The organism is Bacteroides luti (assembly GCF_900128905.1).
Lineage (GTDB): Bacteria > Bacteroidota > Bacteroidia > Bacteroidales > Bacteroidaceae > Bacteroides > Bacteroides luti.
Map to the genome: position 1 here is coordinate 32,735 of NZ_FQTV01000002.1, position 13,027 is coordinate 45,761.

Here is a 13,027-nt window from a genome sequence, read left to right on the forward strand (position 1 = left end):
TAAATACCTGGAGTTTTGAGCGCAAGCGGAAACAATTTTTTGTATATTGTTTTACTTAACTCAATGTTATGAAAAGAATATTTATACATATCATCTTCTTTTTATTAACGTCAAGCCAATTATGTGCTCAGCAAGCTGATTCTTTATTTGCTTTCAATGATTCTACCCGTATGATAAAACGTCCATGGCGTGCCGCTTTTCAAACTGCCGGACTGAATATTGGTGTATGGGCGTTTGATCGTTTTGTTATGAATGAAGATTATGCAAAGGTTACTCTCCATTCTATTGGCAAGAATATAACAAATGGTCTTGTTTGGGATAATGATAAGTTCTCTACCAATCTGTTTGCTCATCCTTATCATGGTAATCTATATTTTAATACAGCTCGAAGCAACGGACTGGGCTTCTGGAAATCGGTTCCTTATAGTTTTGCCGGAAGCTTGATGTGGGAAATGTGTGCTGAGGTAGAGCCACCGGCTATTAATGACTTTCTGGCTACTTCTATCGGTGGAGTTGCTTTAGGAGAAGTAACTTATCGGCTTTCTTCCTTAGTACTTGATGATTCTAAATCCGGTTCAAGCAGATTTTTCCGCGAGTTACTTGGTACGCTAATTTCGCCTTCCAGAGGATTAAACCGTTTGGTAACCGGAGATGCCTGGAGAGTGCGACATAAATTCTATAAATATCATGATTATGAGAAGCTACCGGTTAAGTTCTCTGCAACATTAGGAGAACGTTATTTGGCGGATAATGAACATTTCTTTAAAGGTAGCAACAGCCCTTATATAGAATTTAAGGTTTTGTATGGAGATCCGTTACAAGAAACAACAAAGCAACCGTTTGACTATTTTAATTTTAGATCAACCATTAACTTGATAGGTAATCAACCGCTGATTGGATCTGTTAATCTTATTGCTAAATTATACGGAAAGCATTTGGAACCCGTACCAGGACATAAAATATTAGTAGGACTCTTTCAGCACTTTGATTATTATGACTCTGAGCGTGTAATTACAGGATCTAAAAATATCCCTTATAAAATATCCGAAGCAGCTGCGTTTGGCGTTGGAATGGTTTATCAGTTTCCGGCAAGGAAAGCAAACATTCGCCAAAGTTCATTTATTAATGCAATTCTTCTGGGAGGAAGTCTGACAGATTACTATAATTCTATAGACCGCAATTATAATATGGGAAGCGGATTTAGCATTAAAAGTAATACCTCTATTGAGTTTAAAAAATACGGTAACTTTGAATTAAACCTGCAATATTACCGCATCTTTACGTGGAAAGGTTATGATGGCATAAATCTGGATGATCTAACTAACGAGGAAAAATTGTATCTGAATGCTCAAGGCGATAAAGGCAATGTGCAGCTTGCTGTAATTAATCCTATGATGGATATTGATTTAGGGTACAAAATAAAAATTAGTGCGGGTTTATATTATTACTTAAGGAATACTCACTATTCCAGTAAACCCGATTTTCTTTTTCATACAATCGAAACCCGTTTAGGACTGAAGTATACTTTCTAGCATATATCCGCCGGTGTTGTCAGAAAAACAATTATCGCTTTTGAAGCTGCTTTTATAGAGATTTAATATTAAAGTTGTGCATAAGCGATAATATAAATTAGTAGTTAGTTTTTATCAGAATTTATATATCTCACTATTGCACAACTTTTTTATATCAACTATAATTTTATAAATTATCAAACGGATTTTAATGATAAACTTTAGAAAAAAGCTCTCATTATCAGATTAATTATTTCTTTTTTTGTGTGATCTTCTTTATGGGTATCATTTCTCCAACTAAACTGTTCAGGTAAACCTCCAAAGCTGTATAACCACTTTTCATTTTTATATTCCTGTCTTCTCTATTAGTTGGATCAAATCCATTGGCTCTTTCCCAGGCATCATCCATACCATCGTGATCATTGTCTGTGATTTTATTTTTGGTAACGTATGAAGGATAACCTCCTACGGCAGATGGCTCATCAATAATACCCAATTTTAATCCGTAATATTGATTATATACCCAGGTTGTGTCCTTTCCGGATATAGAAGAAATGTATCTTTTTACAGTTCCCTTACCCGATGCTGTTCCGCTACTCACTTCATTAATAATTCGCAAATCAACAGCGTCACGAGGAAATGCTCCTGCACCAGCCAGCACACTCTTATATGCATTCTTAGCTGTTTCTGTTTTTACGGCATAAACAGGATCAATATGAAAAGGAGTATTAACAATCATTGTATCTCTGCTGGCAGCAGGATTCACACTAAGATCTATTCCTGAGTTATTGTTGGCTGTCATAGCGGCATCTCCTTCCATTACATTTCCAGATAAGTACCAGTTAGATACTTTATCAGTCTTACCATACGATGCCTGAACAAAATAGGATTTTTCGCCCGAAGGTCTTGCCGGACCGGGTTTATAGTAATTACCTACCATATTAATGTGGTTGTATGAATTATTATTTATATCACCACCATAGCAAGAGTTTATTCTTCCCCAGTTATAGTTTACATTGTTTACGTAGTCGGTTAGTATATTTATATCATTATGTCCTCTGGCACCATTAAATCGAGGGGTGCGGTTCTTGTTATTAGCTAACAGATTGTGATGGAAAGTAGAAAATTGGCCTCCCCATTGACTGCCATAGCTGCGTTCTCCTTTTCCATGACCTGAGGTATAAAGACCTTCATGAATTAAACACCACTGAACTGTTGTTCTTTGATTATCGTAAATAGTCATGTTTTCTTCTGCCGACCAACCAAATGTACTATGATCAATAATAAAATCAGAAGAGTTTTCAATACCTATTGACCCACCTGGAATAAAGACTTTCGAATCTGTCATACCTCCAATGCGAGAACGAATATGACGAATTATTAAATTCTTTGATCCTCCAAAATTCAGTTTGCCACCACGAAAACAAATACCATCTCCCGGAGCTGTTTGTCCGGCTATTGTCAGACCATTTCTTTTACAACGTACATCAGATTTTAATTGTATCACGCCCGAAATGCGAAACACAATAGTTACAGGAGTATTGGGATACTGTGACAAAGCCCATCTGAAAGAACCTTCTCCACTATCATTTAGATTAGTTACTTCAACAACTTCGCCACCACGTCCGCCGGTTGCAAATTTGCCAAATCCTTCGGCAGTTGGAAAAGCCAGAGTTTGAGCCGATAGTTGGTTCGGAGCAATTGTTGTAGCCAACAAAAGGCCAGCACAAAAGAATGACTGCAATAAATTCATGATATTTGTTTTATATATGTTATTTTTTAATACGTTTTATTGAGCTTGTAATGGATGCTGATGCACTCAGATTCCCGTTAATGCTTACTGATTTAACCGAGTATGTATACTTTTTGTTTATCTGAGCAGTATCGTCAGTATAAGAAGTCTTAGTCGTTGTGGCTAAGAATAATCCGTTTCGTAAGATTAAATATCCAATAACTCCATTAACAGTTTTCCAGGATATTGTATTTCCATTTCTACTAAGCTTGGCTGGTGCAGAAAGAGCAGTACACATAGCTTGCGGATTATAAGGAACTGAACTTATTTTTGAATAAACCTGTTTCATCCCTAAATAGGTGTCAACTTCGTCTTTCGTTAGCTGAATGCTCCAGTTTACCCTTTTATTTGTATCTACGGGAGTTCTTTTCATATTCATACTATTATACTCTGCAAAACAAGCTGATAAATGATTCGTACTTTTCCAGGTAGACCAACCTTCTGGTTTTATATGTTTTCCCATCCTGCAATTCAAATAAATAGAACCACATTCCATATTCCAGGGTCTACCTAAATAATAAGAATTATCAGCAACATCTGCTTCTGCTGTTATATCACAATTTCTGAAAATAAATCCATAACGAAGAGTCTTTCCTGAAGTTGTTTTTTCGTAATATGAAATATCTTCAGGAGCAGAAATGTAACTTCCGCCTTTAACACAATTAATTGTACAATCATCGAAAAAGACTGTTCCGCCGCCATAAATAAAATCAGTTGCTCCCTGAATAAAACAATCTTTGAAATAGAACCTACGTCCTTTCCTTGAGCGATAAGTATCCTGAAATCCTAATAAACGGCAGTTCTTAAAAGCCTGTCGGTCCTCCTCTGTATCTAACGCTAAAGCCTGTCCTTTGTTTCCGGCTGAATTCTGAAAAGTGATGTTTTCCGCATAAAAGTCATTAGCATAAATAGCAAAGGTTGTTGCACCATAAACGTTGGTTGCTCCATTCCCAATTGCATCTGGAGAAGTTATTATTACATCATTTACGCTTTCGCCTATCAGACTAATTTGCTTCAGAGATTTTGATGCTCGAGTTCCAATGGATACTTTTTCTTCGTAAGTTCCATTCTTAACAAAAATGAGACTACGCTCATTATCCGGACAATCATTTATTGCTTTTTGAATTGAAGTATGAGTTCCGCTGCCATCTTTAGCCACTATAAAACGAAATGGTTGTGCATTGGTTATTTGACAAATGAAAAGTAAGTAAAAAACAAAAAATAAGTATTTATAATCCATTATTATTTTTTTTATAAAGTATCTGAACGATATTGTTTGATCTGTAATAAGTATTATGACGCTTAAATTCTATCTATGTAATCGCCTGACTTGTAAAATGTGAGATATAATAAGGTTTTGATATAACAAATATACAACCAGAAACTATTTATATGCTATAATACTAATTAAGTTGTTGAAATTTGTTTTGATTTGAGGTCTCATTTCTAAAACTAAAAAAGATTGCGTAAAGTTAAAACTATTTTTCTATTTATATTGTTATTAACATTGTTCAAAGACCTTAAAAGTAACCTTTATAAACAAGTATAATGAAAAGATTAATAGTGGCTATATTGATGATTCTATCAATTGTTTTGCTTAATGCACAAAACAAGATTCATCCCATTAACTTTTCTATATGGAATCCTGTAGCAATAGCTTCCTACGACTCGCTTTGTACAATAAATTTTAGTATTGGATTATATTCTAAGACTTATCGATTAAATGGAATTGGGTTAAATATTTTAGCTCATAAAAATCAGGAAAATATAAATGGATTAACATTCTCTGGAGTGGGAGAATATGTAAATGGAAATATGAAAGGATTGCAAATCTCAGGATTGTTTAATATGGTAAAGGGACATATGCATGGAATTCAGATTGCAACGATTCAGAATACCAATGTAATGCATACAAAAGGTATTATGATTGCAGGAATTACAAACTTTTCAATAGGAAACTCAAGAGGACTACAGTTAGCTGGAGCTGCAAATATGGCCGGATCTAATTTTAGTGGTTTGCAGGCTTCTTTAGGAGTAAATATAGCTTCATCTTCTTCAAATCTTTTTCAAATATCAGCTTTATCAAATGTTTGTGCTGATAGAATTCATGGAGTTCAGATAGGTGCAGGTAATTATGCCGCAGGAGTGAAAGGATTTCAGCTTGGATTATTAAATTTTAGTACAGGAGAGGTACGTGGACTACAGATAGGGATTATAAATTATAGCGAAGACACCTCAGCTGTAAAGCTTGGATTGGTTAATATAAGTCCCAGAACACGAATTCAATTAATGGCATATGAAAGTAATATAGTTCAGAATAATTTGGCAGTTCGTTTCAGAAATGGTTATTCCTATACAATTATAGGTATAGGTACTAATTATAAAACATTTGATAATAAAACCTCAGGTGCCATTATTTATAGATTTGGGCTTGGAGTAAATGTCTTTAGAGTATTTTATATCAGTGCTGATGCTGGTTATAATCACATCGAGAATCTTAATGATGGCAATAAAACAGATTTTCCTAATCGTTTATATTCATTGCAGGCAAGATGCAATCTTGAGTTTCACCCATTTCACCGATTTGGAATTTTTGCATCAGGAGGGTATTCCCATACAAGGCATTACGATTCTAAGGAAACCTTTGAAAATAAACCAATTGTAGAGTTTGGTATAGTACTATTTTAAATGGATACAAAGATGAAAAGATTACTTGCATATATAATTCTTTCTATATTGACGATGGGTGAGATTTGTTCTCAGCAGGCAGATTCTTTGTTTGTTTACAATGATTCTGTTCGAATGAGAAAACATCCATGGAGGGCTGCTTTTGAGAATGTAATGATAAATGCAGCGATCTGGGCCGACAATCGTTTTGAGAGAAAAGCAGATTATGCAAAGATCAGTATTAATACTATTCGTACAAATATTAAAAGAGGTTTTGTATGGGATAACGATCTTTTTGCTTCCAATCAGTTGCTTCATCCTATTCATGGTAGTTTGTTTTTTAGTGCAGCTCGTAGTAATGGCCTCAATTACTGGGAATCCCTTCCTTATTCTTTTATGGGAAGCTTTTCGTGGGAATTATGTGCTGAAACAACTCCGCCGTCCATTAACGACTTACTAAGTACCAGCTTTGGAGGTGCAGCTCTTGGAGAGGTCTCTTATCGACTTTCGACTTTAGTACTTGACGACTCAAAAACGGGGGCTGCTCGTTTATGGCGTGAATTTGTAGGTACTGTTGTTTCTCCGGTAAGAGGACTCAACCGTATTATTACTGGTAAAGCCTGGAAAGTGAGACATAAATATTATAAATATATTGATTATGAAAAAATACCTGTGAATATATCTGTAAGTTTAGGTGATCGTTACATGGCTGATGATAATCGTTTTTTTAGACAAAACAATAATGCATATTTGGAATATCAGATGAATTATGGAGACATATTGAGCAATGAAACTACTAAGCCTTATGATTTCTTTAAATTTAATGTACTTTTTAACTTGGGTGGAACTCAACCTATTGTTAGCAATGTTAGTTTGGTGGCTAAACTTGCAGCAAAATGCTATGAACCTTTGCCCGGACATAAAGCATTAATAGGTCTTTTTCAACACTTTGATTATTATAATTAAGAAATTGTACTTAAAGATTCAAAAAGTATTCCTTTTAAACTTGCAGAAGGAGCTACATTTGGTTTAGGAATGGCATATTTATTCCCTGCAACAAAGAAAGTATCCATTTGGCACAGAACTTATTTGAATTTAGTTTTGCTTGGAGGTACTTTAACTGACTACTATAGATTAGGTCGTAATTATAACCTTGGAAGTGGATATAGTATAAAAAATTATACATCTATAGAATCCCGGAAATATGGAAGTCTTGATCTAAATCTTTTTTATTATAATTTGTTTACATGGAAAGGATATAGCGACGCAGAGATTAAAAGTACAGAAGATCCATATTTATATCTAAATACTCAGGGAGATAAAGGAAATACAGCCTTTTTTATTCTTAATCCCGTTATGAATCTTAATCTGTCTTCTTGTTGGAAAGCGACTTTTGGTTCTTTCCTATATTTCAGGAAATCACATTATGATTACCATGAAGATGTAACTTCTAGTACGTTTGAAATTCGTTTAGGCTTAAAATATACTTTTGGTTTAAAGTAGTAATTTAATTTAAGACGTTCGTGCGTCTATAGATTATAAGAACAATACAATAATAACTTTAGGAAGTTAATTTTATATATAATTTTGCTTAATAGTTGTAACATTTATGTCTGTTTAGCTATATATTTGCGTTTAACAACATAAATGGAGGTTATTTATGAAATACGTTGACTTACACGCAAAGCTTAAAGAATTGCTAAATTATGAGGACGACGAAATTATAATAGATGATAATGTAATTGTCCGAAACTTTGATTTTGATTCTAAATCCAGAGATATTCTACCTGGTGGAGCTTATAATCATGATACATACGAGTATTGTTCTTCGGAGGATCCCGATTATGAACCGGATATTATTCAGGATATGCTTAATATGAGTGACGCAGAGATTCCTGAAAACATTCATTTCCGTTACCATATGTTTCGCCCTGCCGGAAACCAGAAGGTTAAAGAAGTTATTCTCATGTTTCATGGTTTCAATGAAAAGCATTGGGCTAAATATTCTACATGGGCAAAGACTTTGGTCGATAAAACCGGAAAGGCTGTTTTGTTATTCCCTATTGCTTTCCATATGAATCGTGCACCTCTTAGCTGGAGTGATTCACATCAGATGTATGCTATTAGTCAGCAAAGAAAGAGTAGACATCCCGAAGTTATTTGTTCTACATTATCCAATGTTGCTATCAGCACTCGTCTTCATAATAAGCCGCAACGTTTTATATGGTCCGGTTTACAAACTTATTATGATGTAATATCATTAATGAAAGATATCAAAGCAAATCAGCATCCGGATATTGAGGCTGATGCTTCAATTGATTTCTTTGCATATTCCATTGGTGGCTTTTTGGCGCAAATATTGATGATGACTAATTATGAAGGATATTTCTCAAAGTCTAAACTGTGTTTATTTTGTGGAGGGGCTGTATTTAACCGGCTTTCTCCTGTTTCTAAGTTTATATTAGACAGCGAAGCAAATGTAAGCCTTTACTCATTTGTGGTAGAACATCTGGAAAGTCATATGAAACGTGATAAGATGTTGCGAACATACTTAGGTGATTCTCATCCCGAAGGAGTTAATTTCCGCAGTATGCTGAATTATAAAACATTCACCAGCTTCAGAGAAAATAGATTCCGCGAAATGCATAATCGTGTATTAGCTGTTACTCTGGAAAAAGATACGGTGGTTCCTCCTTATGAGGTGATTAATACATTACAGGGAATAAAAAGAGATATACCTATTGAAGTAGATATTCTGGATTTTAGCTATCCTTATAAGCATGAAGATCCCTTCCCGGCACTTACCTCTATTGCTGATGCAGTAGATAAGGAATTCAATAAAGCATTTGAAAGAATATGCAACTTCTATTTGTAGAAGTTGCATATTGATTGAATTTTATTTTTTCAAAGAGAGAACATATTTCTTCCAATCCGGAGTTTTGTTCATCTTTTGAGAAAGCATAATAACTTTGTCATTTTCAACTTGATAATAACTGATTTCGCTATTCTTCTCAGGAGTAAGTTCCCAAACGATAGCGTTTTTATCAGCTTTTGTTCCATGGATAGTTTTTACAGTACCATTCTGAGCGTATGTAAGGTCTTTACCTTCATATCCTTCAATGTAAGTTTTTAGCAATTCATATGTGCCGTTGTCACTCTTTTCCTGAATCTTCACAGTAAGAGTGTAACGCAATCCTTTGCCCTGAGCAGGAAGAACACCTTCGAACGTTTTTGTTTGCAGTGCACCCAATGCCGGATCCAGTTTTGCTTCGGTACTGTCCTTTGCTGCCCCTTCTGCAGTTGCATCTTTCGTTTTCTGCTGGCAAGACACCATAGCTGCCAAAGCTAATAAAAATAGTAATTTTTTCATGATAATAATTGATTTATGTGAGTGGAAAATAGTTCTTTTATTTAATAATTACCAAGAGTTTATCAACTCTTCCATTATCCATATCCATTACTTCGAATTGCAGGTTCTGATATGTGAATATATCCCCGGCTTTGGGAATACGTCCGATATAAAACATAGCTAATCCACCAAGTGTAGTAAAATCTTCGCCTTCGAGATCATCGTAGAACAAAATGCCCATTTCTTCCATAAAATCTCCAAGATTCATGGATGCATCTACCAGGTAAGAGCCATCTTTTCGCTTTACAATAGGATCTTCGGCCACTTCGTTCTCCTCAAGTATATCACCAAATATACTTTCTGTGAGATCGTGCAAAGTGATAATACCTTCTATTCCGCCATACTCGTTAACTACAACGCCAAACTTGTTTTTGTTCTTCTTGAACAGTTCCAGAACTTTTTTGGCATAAAGACTTTCCGGTATGAAGAGTGGGGGCTGGGCAATGCTTTTCAGATCGAATGTTCCGTCATAGCCAATCATTGTTATGATATTCTTTACGGATACCACACCAATAATTTCATCCTGAGAACTATCTGTTAGTAAGTATTTGCTAAAGTGTTTTTTATCAATGATGTCCAAAACCTCTTTCTGAGTGTAATCCGTGTGAAGAAAAACCACATCTGTGCGGTGAGTCATCAATTCATTAGCCCGCTTGTCGGCAAAACGGAACACATCCCTCAGCATGTTCGTTTCATCTTTATCAATAACTCCCTGTTCTGAGCTTTGATGAAGAATAACTTTCAATTCTTCCTGTGTAATAGTACGTTCATGTCCTTTAATTCCAAGAATCCTATTTAATAGTTTGGTAGATACGCTTAGCAGGTATACAAAAGGATAAGTAATTTTTGTTATTACCGACATGAAAGGAGAAAGTGTAATTGCAATTTTTTCGGGGTTGGACAGACCGATGGATTTAGGTACCAGCTCGCCTATAATAAGAGATAAGTAAGTAATAAAAGCAACTGTTATAATCAGTGCCATGTCTGCTGCATAGGGCTCGGTGGCTGGAATCATTTTAAAAAGCGGTTCCACATTATGAGCAACGGCAACTCCACCGAAAGCTCCGGATACAATTCCAATAAGAGTAATTCCAATCTGAATGGTAGAGAGAAATTTATCTGGTTCTTCTAACTGCTTAAGTACATTTTTGGCAGATTGATTTCCTTTACTGGCCAATGTCTCCAGTCTCGCTTTACTTGATGAAATTAATGCGATTTCGTACATAGAGAAGATTCCGTTGAGAACCAAGAGAAGCAATATAATTGCAAATTCCATCGTGCTTGTTTAATGATTATATGCGAATTTATATGTTTATTTCGTTTCTTGCAACAATTAAGAACTTTTGTTATATACTTTTCTATAATATAACCAGAGTTTAGCAAATCACTGATGAATAAATGGATTAAAGACCTACTCTTTTTAATAAAAAGGAGTAGTCTAATATATAATAAGGTGTAGACCTTAAATGAATAAAGTCTACTTATTATTAAAAGTGTTATTCTTTATTTGTCCTTAGCTAATCCGATGGATTAACTAAATGTTCTTTTTGTTGCAGTATCCTATGCTTTTTCAATTAACAAAGAAGTCATAGCAAGCGAACCTGCCACCGTTTTGTCATTGAAATAGTTCTGCAGATATAAAGAATTATGACCTTTGATTTTCAAATCAAAGGTCATAAATAGTGATAAATATAAAATTGTTTTTAGAATTGATTAGAGCTTTGTATGTGCTCCATCACAATAGGGTGGATTTTTACTCTTCTTGCATCCACATAAAAAAGCCTTTCCTGATTCTTTAGGGGTGAAAGCCAGTGGAGTAAACTCCGTACAAGCGTGAGAACCATCGCAAAATGGCTGGTTCTTACTTTGACCGCAAGTACACCAGTTGTATTCCTTTCCAGCTTCCAACTCTACTGCAAATGGGCCTTTCTTGGCCATTTTAGGTTCCATTCTTTCCTCCTTCTCTCTTGATTAATTGTTTTTTTAATTGTTGAGTAAATCAATTATTCCTTTGTTCGACAATTGTCATAAGGCAATATTCGACAAAAAACATGGTATATGCAAGCAAAAGGATGAAAAGTTTGAAAAGATTTTAGCAATCAAGATTCTTCTTCAATTTTAAAAAAGTTTTTGTGTGCTACACGCCAGTGAGTCCAGAAAAAAATAATGCATAGCAAAATTAAACTACTGCTTACAATGATCGATTTATTTGATTGAAAAACAACCCGGTTTATTTTTTCTTACCTTATATCATTATAGATATTCCGAAGTTGAGCATCACTAGGTAATTCTTTCTTTATTTCAGGGTCTTTCGTATTGAAAGACTTCATCTGCTCAAGCTTATAAACTTCGAATGTGGCTAGTTGTTGGGAGTCATAAGTTGAATGAAGAGGATCTGTTTTATCAATTACTGCATTAATTATAGAGGTCACGCAGGTAAGAAATACAATTATAGATACAAGGCAAACCAAGTATCCGTAAATCTGAGTTAAGTTTTTTGTTTTTCCCATATATGATTAATTTTCAGGTTAATAAATCAGATTAAGAGTAAATATCTGATTGATATAATTTATCAACAATGCAAAAAATGATTTGTTCATGTTAAGTCTGTGCATGCCAGTTGAAGTCTTATTAACTAATGTAGATGATAATAATGTTTACTACTTAAAATTAAGGCTAAAATCCTTGTTTATGTCAAAACAATAAGCTATTTTTAGGTGTTTCATTAATTGAAAGACCTAAAGTTGGGTCGCAACAAATTGTTCCTGATTTATTAACCTCTAAATAAATACTACTATGGGAAAATATAGATTTTGGGAATGCTACGACGAAACTATCGATCAAAATGTTTTTGTGAAACTCGACCCCAAAGATATATTCGTTGAGAAGTTAACCGATGAATCAGAAGATGAGGTTGAATTCTTTATAGATAAAGACTGCAACAAGCATTATCTGGGTAAAATATGGGAAGAATTGCAATTTGAGACCGAAGAAAAAGGTGATTTATATTATAAAAAGAAAGGTTCTACAGAATTACAGGTTACGGATATAGATAGTCAGGAAGCTTTGAGACGGAACATTGTGGTAGAAGATCCATTCCATTTATAAATACCTGATTTTTGCTTTGTTATTTCACCTTTTGCATTTTAGGATTGTTCTGCATTTTGTATGAAGTAAAAATAATAAGCCTGCCTAAAATCTTTTTAGACAGGCTTTATCTCATTTCTTAAGTCTGTTTTAATAGTACTTCCCAAAATCTTTCAGGCAGACAGATGTTTTCAGCAGATACGGCATCACGAAACAATGGAGCTATATCAGCTGGTGTGAAACCAGCTATGCCACAACCAATTTCGGTAACTAAAAAACGCATATCGGAATTTGCTTTAGCAAAGCGTATAAACTCATCAACAAACGGAACAATGGATGCAACAGATCCCGACATTGTAGGAATTGCATAAGTCTGTCCCTGCATACCTACTCCTTGTCCCATTATTGCTCCCCATCGGCATGCCGTTCTGGCTGCTCCGCCATAGTGCATACCTTCCAGGTTAGATCCAAAAACAAAAATCTCATCCTCCATGAGTTGTGTAATGCAAGGATTAGTAATTCTACCTCTTGGAATCTGATTCATAATAATGCGGATTTATT

The 13,027-nt window shown here is 34.8% G+C and carries 13 protein-coding genes; 6 read left to right on the forward strand and 7 right to left on the reverse strand.

Going from position 1 to position 13,027, the window contains the following annotated elements:
- Positions 1–68 precede the first annotated feature (68 nt).
- Positions 69–1,532, forward strand: a complete 1,464-nt coding sequence (locus BUC21_RS01950) for a DUF3943 domain-containing protein (RefSeq protein ID WP_073398849.1) — start codon at positions 69–71, stop codon at positions 1,530–1,532.
- A 229-nt stretch (positions 1,533–1,761) separates the two neighbouring features.
- Here BUC21_RS01950 and BUC21_RS01955 read toward each other — a convergent pair whose 3' ends face one another.
- Both BUC21_RS01955 and BUC21_RS01960 read right to left on the reverse strand, forming a co-directional pair.
- On the reverse strand, positions 1,762–3,264 hold the full coding sequence (locus tag BUC21_RS01955; RefSeq protein WP_073398850.1) for a pectate lyase family protein: 1,503 nt from the start codon (positions 3,262–3,264) through the stop codon (positions 1,762–1,764).
- Between the two features lie 19 nt (positions 3,265–3,283).
- Positions 3,284–4,543 carry a pectinesterase family protein gene (locus BUC21_RS01960; protein ID WP_073398851.1) on the reverse strand — a complete coding sequence of 420 codons (1,260 nt, stop codon included), beginning with the start codon at positions 4,541–4,543 and terminating at the stop codon, positions 3,284–3,286.
- 308 nt (positions 4,544–4,851) lie between these two features.
- On the opposite strand from BUC21_RS01960, the gene BUC21_RS01965 reads away from it, so the two are divergent.
- The 4 genes from BUC21_RS01965 to BUC21_RS01975 all read left to right on the forward strand — a co-directional run bounded on the left by BUC21_RS01965 (position 4,852) and on the right by BUC21_RS01975 (position 8,845).
- Complete coding sequence (locus tag BUC21_RS01965; protein ID WP_073398852.1) at positions 4,852–5,991, forward strand: LA_2272 family surface repeat-containing protein; 1,140 nt, start codon at positions 4,852–4,854, stop codon at positions 5,989–5,991.
- A gap of 12 nt (positions 5,992–6,003) precedes the next feature.
- Positions 6,004–6,936, forward strand: coding sequence for a DUF3943 domain-containing protein (locus tag BUC21_RS16555; protein WP_245797047.1), 933 nt, complete (start codon positions 6,004–6,006; stop codon positions 6,934–6,936).
- 69 nt (positions 6,937–7,005) lie between these two features.
- On the forward strand, positions 7,006–7,473 hold the full coding sequence (locus BUC21_RS16560) for a hypothetical protein (RefSeq protein WP_245797048.1): 468 nt from the start codon (positions 7,006–7,008) through the stop codon (positions 7,471–7,473).
- 157 nt (positions 7,474–7,630) lie between these two features.
- Positions 7,631–8,845 (forward strand): DUF6051 family protein, encoded by a 1,215-nt coding sequence (locus BUC21_RS01975; RefSeq protein WP_073398853.1) that lies wholly within the window; start codon positions 7,631–7,633, stop codon positions 8,843–8,845.
- A gap of 21 nt (positions 8,846–8,866) precedes the next feature.
- Here BUC21_RS01975 and BUC21_RS01980 read toward each other — a convergent pair whose 3' ends face one another.
- From BUC21_RS01980 to BUC21_RS01995, 4 genes are all read right to left on the reverse strand, one after another.
- Positions 8,867–9,340 (reverse strand): copper resistance protein NlpE N-terminal domain-containing protein, encoded by a 474-nt coding sequence (locus BUC21_RS01980; RefSeq protein ID WP_073398854.1) that lies wholly within the window; start codon positions 9,338–9,340, stop codon positions 8,867–8,869.
- Positions 9,341–9,377: 37 nt separating this feature from the next.
- On the reverse strand, positions 9,378–10,655 hold the full coding sequence (locus tag BUC21_RS01985; protein ID WP_073398855.1) for a hemolysin family protein: 1,278 nt from the start codon (positions 10,653–10,655) through the stop codon (positions 9,378–9,380).
- A gap of 437 nt (positions 10,656–11,092) precedes the next feature.
- Entirely contained in the window at positions 11,093–11,329 is a 237-nt protein-coding gene (locus tag BUC21_RS01990) for a CDGSH iron-sulfur domain-containing protein (protein ID WP_073398856.1), read from the reverse strand.
- A 290-nt stretch (positions 11,330–11,619) separates the two neighbouring features.
- Positions 11,620–11,889, reverse strand: coding sequence for a hypothetical protein (locus BUC21_RS01995; protein ID WP_073398857.1), 270 nt, complete (start codon positions 11,887–11,889; stop codon positions 11,620–11,622).
- Positions 11,890–12,175: 286 nt separating this feature from the next.
- On the opposite strand from BUC21_RS01995, the gene BUC21_RS02000 reads away from it, so the two are divergent.
- Positions 12,176–12,487 (forward strand): hypothetical protein, encoded by a 312-nt coding sequence (locus tag BUC21_RS02000; RefSeq protein ID WP_073398858.1) that lies wholly within the window; start codon positions 12,176–12,178, stop codon positions 12,485–12,487.
- Positions 12,488–12,605: 118 nt separating this feature from the next.
- Here the strand turns inward: BUC21_RS02000 and BUC21_RS02005 are convergent, their stop codons facing one another.
- Entirely contained in the window at positions 12,606–13,010 is a 405-nt protein-coding gene (locus tag BUC21_RS02005) for an A1S_2505 family phage non-structural protein (protein ID WP_073398859.1), read from the reverse strand.
- Between the last annotated feature and the right edge of the window lie 17 nt (positions 13,011–13,027).

Excerpts from the sequence above, each read along its gene's own strand:
- BUC21_RS01950 (WP_073398849.1), top strand. The coding sequence starts at position 69 with ATGAAAAGAATATTTATACATATCATCTTCTTTTTATTAACGTCAAGC.
- BUC21_RS01955 (WP_073398850.1), bottom strand. The coding sequence starts at position 3,264 with ATGAATTTATTGCAGTCATTCTTTTGTGCTGGCCTTTTGTTGGCTACA.
- BUC21_RS01960 (WP_073398851.1), bottom strand. The coding sequence starts at position 4,543 with ATGGATTATAAATACTTATTTTTTGTTTTTTACTTACTTTTCATTTGT.
- BUC21_RS01965 (WP_073398852.1), top strand. The coding sequence starts at position 4,852 with ATGAAAAGATTAATAGTGGCTATATTGATGATTCTATCAATTGTTTTG.
- BUC21_RS16555 (WP_245797047.1), top strand. The coding sequence starts at position 6,004 with ATGAAAAGATTACTTGCATATATAATTCTTTCTATATTGACGATGGGT.
- BUC21_RS16560 (WP_245797048.1), top strand. The coding sequence starts at position 7,006 with ATGGCATATTTATTCCCTGCAACAAAGAAAGTATCCATTTGGCACAGA.
- BUC21_RS01975 (WP_073398853.1), top strand. The coding sequence starts at position 7,631 with ATGAAATACGTTGACTTACACGCAAAGCTTAAAGAATTGCTAAATTAT.
- BUC21_RS01980 (WP_073398854.1), bottom strand. The coding sequence starts at position 9,340 with ATGAAAAAATTACTATTTTTATTAGCTTTGGCAGCTATGGTGTCTTGC.
- BUC21_RS01985 (WP_073398855.1), bottom strand. The coding sequence starts at position 10,655 with ATGGAATTTGCAATTATATTGCTTCTCTTGGTTCTCAACGGAATCTTC.
- BUC21_RS01990 (WP_073398856.1), bottom strand. The coding sequence starts at position 11,329 with ATGGAACCTAAAATGGCCAAGAAAGGCCCATTTGCAGTAGAGTTGGAA.
- BUC21_RS01995 (WP_073398857.1), bottom strand. The coding sequence starts at position 11,889 with ATGGGAAAAACAAAAAACTTAACTCAGATTTACGGATACTTGGTTTGC.
- BUC21_RS02000 (WP_073398858.1), top strand. The coding sequence starts at position 12,176 with ATGGGAAAATATAGATTTTGGGAATGCTACGACGAAACTATCGATCAA.
- BUC21_RS02005 (WP_073398859.1), bottom strand. The coding sequence starts at position 13,010 with ATGAATCAGATTCCAAGAGGTAGAATTACTAATCCTTGCATTACACAA.